The following is a 5749-nucleotide window of genomic DNA, read 5'->3' as shown; positions in this document are numbered from 1 at the left end:
GCTCGCGGGCGTTTGGACTCGGCAGAAGACAGCGTGCGCCTCTTCCTGACCGACAGCCTACCGGAGGCAGAAAGCCTGGCTGCCGTGCTGCAAGAAGACAATGAAGCGCGCAAAACCGTACAAGTCGAGATGCTGCGCCGCGCCCAAGGCCAGGTACGGCAGCAGGCGGCAGCCGCGGCACTGTGCATCTTCGACCCCGAGGGCCATGCCGGTGTGCAAGGCATTTGCGCCGCCAAGCTGGTGGAGACTACCGGCCGACCCGTTGCCTTTTTCTCGCCCAAGGAAGACCCGGAGCTCATCAGTGCCTCGTTACGCACGGTGGGGAGTTTTCACGTTCGCCGCGCCTTGGCGGCGATTGCCGAGCGCTTTCCTACGGACTTTGTGGCCTGGGGTGGCCATGCCGGTGCCGGTGGGCTGACCCTGCGCCGATCTGCCTTGGCGCGCTTTGCCGCGGCTTGGCAAGAGCTCGCCGCCCAACATTTTGGCGAACAGACCCTGGCACCGCGGGTATGGACCGACGGGACCCTTCCGGGACCACCCAGCCTCGATCTATGGGCAGAAATTGCCGCCCTCGAACCCTTTGGCCGGCAATGGGAGGCGCCCCTTTTCAGTGGCACGGGCGAGGTCCGCGAACTGCGCACCGTGGGCGATGGTCGGCACTTAAAGCTATCGCTGCTGATGGATGGTGCGGCCATCGATGCCATCTGGTTCTTTGCCAGCGAAGACGGCACCAGCCCCATCCAGGTCGGCGAGAAAATTCGCTTTGCCTACGCCTTGGAGCGCAATCTCTGGCGCGGCGAGACCCGCCTGCAACTACTCATCCGCCATGCGGAGCCAAGTGCGCCAGCGTCGCGGTCCATGGCGTAGTTCCCGCGCAAGGGATGACCCTGCTGCATCCTCGCGCGAGACCGTTCTAGGGCAGACTTTCCCGCCTTTGACCTTCCCTCGCTGGCCTCGATGGGTGCAATGCGCTCTACCGGACGTATCCTTTTGGTGACGATGATTTCCGTGCCCTGGGAAGCCATTTCGATGTACTTGGCTAATACCCGAAAAGGTGCGTTGGTTGCACGGTTTCGACCCTTTTGCGCTGTCGAGGATGGGCGACGCTACATGGTGAAGGTAGTCATTTTAGCACCCACCTTCCTTTGGCTTTGATCTCTTCGTACATGGCATCCGGTGCCAGATCGATCTCTCCAGGCCACGTAACCACGCCATACTCTAAGTACACGGTGGCAAAAACCGACGGGTCGGCCAGTTGGGCGAACACCCCGGCCATAGGTCCATGGATTAGTTCGTCCATCCATACCTCCCCTGCCGTACCGTCAGTAAATTCGACATGAAGTCTGTAACCGTCTGCTGGGCGGACGGAAGCGACGCGCCACGGGGCCGATATGCGGATTGGTGGCACTATATCAACGGTGGAATCTTTTTGGGTGACTGATTGTGCGCACATAGTTCCCAATCCTCCATGAGTTCGCCCTGGTGTTCACGAGCCCATTCAAATACTAGGGACAACGCCCGCTTGGGCATACTCCCTTCAATCACCTCCAAGTTCTGAATAGAAACAAGTACCTCATACTCTCCGTACAGAGCGTGGAAGTGGGGAGGCGCGTGATCCTGCCAAAACATCTGAATCAGTATACCGTAGAAGATGCTAATGGTAGGCATGGGTCTCCCGGTTAACGCCAAAATCTCCACCAAAGACGCATCCCCATGAAGGAGTGCGCCGTGGAAGAAAGTACCAGTTTCACGCAGCAATGGAAAAGCTCGTGCGTTCAGCGGCTACCTATCTACCCGCCCCCGTCATTCGGGATGAACGCACTACGGGAAATTTGCCCCAGGGGAACTCGCGCAAATCCAAGGTACCTAGTTCCTACCGCCAGCCTTCCTTGCCGCCACGATTTGGCGCAGCAAGCTGATGCTGGGCAGAAAATCCGGGCTCGCCTTGAGGCTCTGCAGCAAGGTCTGCTCCGCCGCCTTGGGATCGTGGGCCAACTGCCACTGATTACGGGCAATTACCCAGCGCAGCAGGGCTTTGGGTTCGGGAAAGAGCGGCCGTTGTAAGCCCGCCTGCAAAAAGGCGATACCCCCGGCCACATTGCCATGGGCAAAATAGGCCGCCGTCGCAATCTCGCTGCGCAGGTTGACGCTCTCCGGAGTCAGGGCCAGGCCCTTGCGCCAGGCCAGCACGGCGTGGTCCCGGGCCGCCTGTGGCGTCATCCCCAAAAGCGTACTGCCGTACTGGCTGTAAAGTGAGCCGATGGCATTATAGACCCCCGCTTGCCGCGGAATTCCCACCAGGGAGGCGTGGTATTGCTGCAAAGCGGCTTCCAACAGTATCCGCCGCTGGGCCGCTGCCATGCTGGTATCTGTGGCCGCCAGGTTCAGATAGGCATTGCCCATATACACCCAGGGCTGGGTCGCCTGGGGGCGGGTAATCTCCAAAAAGCGCGCCGCCCGCATCAAAAACACCGCCCTTGCGTTGGGGTTGGCAATGAAACCATCCAGCCAAGCGTTGTTGCTGAAGAGGCCATAGACCGCGGCATCGAGGGCCAGAAACCAGCTCGCGACCACAATGAGCAGCACCAAGGCAAACTGCAGCACCTGCGGATGCCGAATACCCAGCCGCGGGAGTATCGGCGCCGAATCCCCCTGGCGATGGTAGAGCCGCCAAGCCTGGGCCAAAAATATCCCCGCCAGGATGCTGAGGGGCAGGTTGTAGAAGATGAAGTTGCCCAAGGCATGGCCGGTAATGGCAAAGACTCCCAGCACCAGCCCCAAGGCCCAATAGCGGTCTTCTTCCGGGATGCCCAGCCGCGCCGGCCGCAGAATGAGGCGATAGAGGGCATAGAACAGCGCCCCGGCAAAGGCCAGCAAAAAGCCGAGATTGATGAGCCCGCCCTCGGCCAAAAACTCGATGTAGTCGTTGTGGGCGTAGGTTCCCGCCGAGGCCAACTCCCCTGGTAGCCGATAGGCCGGATAGAAGAGAAAATAACTCCCCAGCCCCGTGCCCAGGTATGGGTGGCTCAAAAAGATATGCCAGGTGGCGATCCACATGAGGCTACGGGAGACTGTCGCGATGTTGGACGAGATATAGTGCGGGTTGAGTTGCCCAAGGATGTCGTAGCCCTTCGGGTAGTTCATGATCAAAAAGGCCAGCAGTGCAAGCCCAAGAATAAAGCCCCATCGTCTACCCGCTCCCGGGAATCCACGAAAACCCCATATCGCGAAGGGCACGGTACAGAGCCAAGCCAGTAGACCACCACGGCTACCGGTGCTGAAATCTGCCAGCAGGACTACCGCAATGGTCACCAGATACCCCAGTGCCTTCCAGTCGAATTTTCGGACGGCAAGCCTGATATTTCGCTGTGCATCGAGGTAAAAGAAACGGGCCACAAGCGGGAAAAACAGCAAGTTCATCCACGCCGAATAGCTGTTGCAATCTAGGAGTGGCCCCTGGGGGCGGAGCCCCTCCCATCCAGTTCCCCGACCGAGCAGCTGGTAGTACTGCCCAAGACCGATGGCCGAAAGCACCCACGCGCTGATGATGATTCCCGCCCAAAACCACGGCCAGACCTTTTGACGGTCGACATCGATCATCACCACCCAACCCAGGAAGCTCAGCGGCACTGAACCAAGAGTCCAGAAGTAAAACCAGCTGCTGTAAGGAACATGACTCCAGAATAAGGTCAACCAGAACCAGAATAGCCAGAGGATCATGAAAATCGGAAGATAGCCCCTAGGCCACGGCAGCCCCTGGCGCAAGCGCGGCCAGGCAGCCATTGCTCCAAAAACCAGCAACAACACACTGCTCCCGGCCAAGAGTGGGATCAAGGCGCCGTTGTAATACCAACTGATGCCGTAGGCGAGCAAAGGGAGTAGGCCCAACCAGAGCAAACGGGCGGGAGAGGTATAGTTGATAGCTTTCATGGGGATAACTCAGCAAAAAGACTGCGGAAGTCTAGCAAAGACCGGCGTCGTCAAGAAACTTTGATCGGGGCGCGAGAACCGGAATGGAAGTTCACGCGCTGGGAGGGTACGGCTGACAAAGATAACGGGAGATTGCAGAGCGCCCCTCGAGCCACTATGATTCCCCAAACTCTCAACAGGTATTTGCGCTTGGTAAATCCTATCACAGCTCTTCATCCTTACTGGCGATACCGCGACTTGGTGCGCAACCTGGTTGCCAAAGACCTCAAAGTACGGTATCAAGGCGCAGTTTTGGGTTTCCTGTGGTCCTTGGGAAACCCTTTGGCGTTGATCCTATTGTACTATTTCGTTTTTACCCACGTCTTTCGCAGCGACTTGCCCAACTACATCCTATATTTAGTCATTGGGGTACTGCACTACAACTTGTTTTCCCAAGCCGTAAGCCAAAGTTGTGAGAGTCTTACCGGGGCTGCTGGCCTCATCCAGAAGATTTACTTTCCGCGTATCTTGGTTCCCACCTCCAGTTTATTGTTCACCTTGGCGCTGTGGGTCATTGCTATTCTTATCCTCTTTGTTCTCTACCCACTCTTGGGCGGAGTCTACCACTGGAGCCTCTTGCTATATCCTTTGGTTTTAGGGCTATATGTCGCATTCATTTGGGGGATAGTTCTCACCTTTTCCGTTTTACAAGTGGAATTTCGTGATTTGAAGCATCTGGTTGACATTGCTATGATGTTTGGGTTCTGGCTCACCCCCATAGCGTACGATGTCAATGTGCTCGAGCCCTCAACCAGAGAACTTATCTCCATCAATCCGCTGACCCAGTTTATGGACTTGTTTCATACCCTACTCTACTCCGGAACCCTGCCCGCCATGCAGCATGTGTTTACCGCTAGTGCGTGGACCCTGGCTACCGTCACTATTGGGATGTTTTTATTCCGTAGTAAAGCCCGGCATCTGGTCGAGGATCTGTGATGCCACCAGCCATCGTCGTCGAGCACGTGAGCAAGGAGTTTGTTCTGCGCCACAATCGAGCGATGGGTATAAAAACGCGTTTCCTTGCGTTATTCCACAAAAACAAGCGCGAGCGGAGAGAGCTTTTCAAGGCGCTTAACGACGTAAGTTTTACCGTTAACCGAGGCGAAGCCCTAGGGCTACTTGGACATAATGGATCAGGGAAGAGTACATTATTGCAAATTATTGCCGGCATACTGCAGCCTACCACTGGGCGGGTTGTCGCCCACGGACGCATTGCTCCACTAATACAACTGGGGGTAGGTTTCAATCCTGAACTCACTGGCTACGAGAATATATTTCTCAACGCAAGCTTATATGGTTTTCTTAATAAAGAAATAAGGCCTCTGGTCCAGGAAATCGTGGAATTTTCCGAGCTTGGAAATTTTATCGATACGCCATTGAAACACTACTCCTCTGGGATGCAAATGCGTCTCGGCTTTTCCGTAGCAGTACATCTACAGCCTGATATTTTGCTGGCAGACGAGATATTGGCAGTGGGTGACGAATCTTTTCAAAAAAAATGTCTGGCTAAAATTGCGGAGATGAGAAACCATGGCATGACACTTATACTTGTGTCTCACAGCATGGAACAGGTAAATACATTTTGTGATCGATTCGTGCGATTGGATCAAGGGCGTGTGGTCGAAGTGGATACGGATCTGTTAAGGCCAACCGGCAACGATGTTCGAGCTTCATAAAATAAGGCCGGCTCAAAAATGAAGTGCAACACCTTTGGTCCAAGGAGACTGGAGGTGAACAATGGGCAACCAGTATCAGCACTTGAGCATGGATGAGAGAAACC

6 protein-coding genes are annotated in these 5749 nt (G+C 55.8%); 3 read left to right on the top strand and 3 right to left on the bottom strand.

All coding sequences use genetic code 11. The features are described from left to right. Nucleotides 1-867 (top strand): DHHA1 domain-containing protein (locus RTI30_RS12030; protein WP_312283849.1); only part of this gene is annotated, 867 nt, incomplete at its 5' end. A 256-nt stretch (nt 868-1123) separates the two neighbouring features. Here RTI30_RS12030 and RTI30_RS12025 read toward each other — a convergent pair. The 3 genes from RTI30_RS12025 to RTI30_RS12015 all read right to left on the bottom strand — a co-directional run bounded on the left by RTI30_RS12025 (nt 1124) and on the right by RTI30_RS12015 (nt 3930). Then, nucleotides 1124-1453, bottom strand: coding sequence for a DUF2442 domain-containing protein (locus RTI30_RS12025; RefSeq protein ID WP_312274921.1), 330 nt, complete (start codon nt 1451-1453; stop codon nt 1124-1126). Beyond that, nucleotides 1408-1668, bottom strand: coding sequence for a DUF4160 domain-containing protein (locus RTI30_RS12020; protein WP_312274925.1), 261 nt, complete (start codon nt 1666-1668; stop codon nt 1408-1410). The genes RTI30_RS12025 and RTI30_RS12020 overlap by 46 nt, the downstream gene beginning before the upstream one ends. 198 nt (nt 1669-1866) lie before the next feature. Continuing rightward, complete coding sequence (locus RTI30_RS12015) at nt 1867-3930, bottom strand: O-antigen ligase family protein (RefSeq protein WP_312283848.1); 2064 nt, start codon at nt 3928-3930, stop codon at nt 1867-1869. A 156-nt stretch (nt 3931-4086) separates the two neighbouring features. Here RTI30_RS12015 and RTI30_RS12010 point away from each other — a divergent pair, with 156 nt between their 5' ends. Then, nucleotides 4087-4905 (top strand): ABC transporter permease, encoded by an 819-nt coding sequence (locus RTI30_RS12010; RefSeq protein ID WP_312283847.1) that lies wholly within the window; start codon nt 4087-4089, stop codon nt 4903-4905. Further along, entirely contained in the window at nt 4905-5645 is a 741-nt protein-coding gene (locus tag RTI30_RS12005) for an ABC transporter ATP-binding protein (RefSeq protein ID WP_312283846.1), read from the top strand. The genes RTI30_RS12010 and RTI30_RS12005 overlap by 1 nt, the downstream gene beginning before the upstream one ends. Nucleotides 5646-5749 lie beyond the last annotated feature (104 nt).

This window comes from Candidatus Igneacidithiobacillus taiwanensis (assembly GCF_031962545.1).
Lineage (GTDB): Bacteria > Pseudomonadota > Gammaproteobacteria > Acidithiobacillales > Acidithiobacillaceae > Igneacidithiobacillus > Igneacidithiobacillus taiwanensis.
Note: the sequence above shows the minus strand (reverse complement) of the source record. Positions and strands in the feature narration are given on the sequence as shown.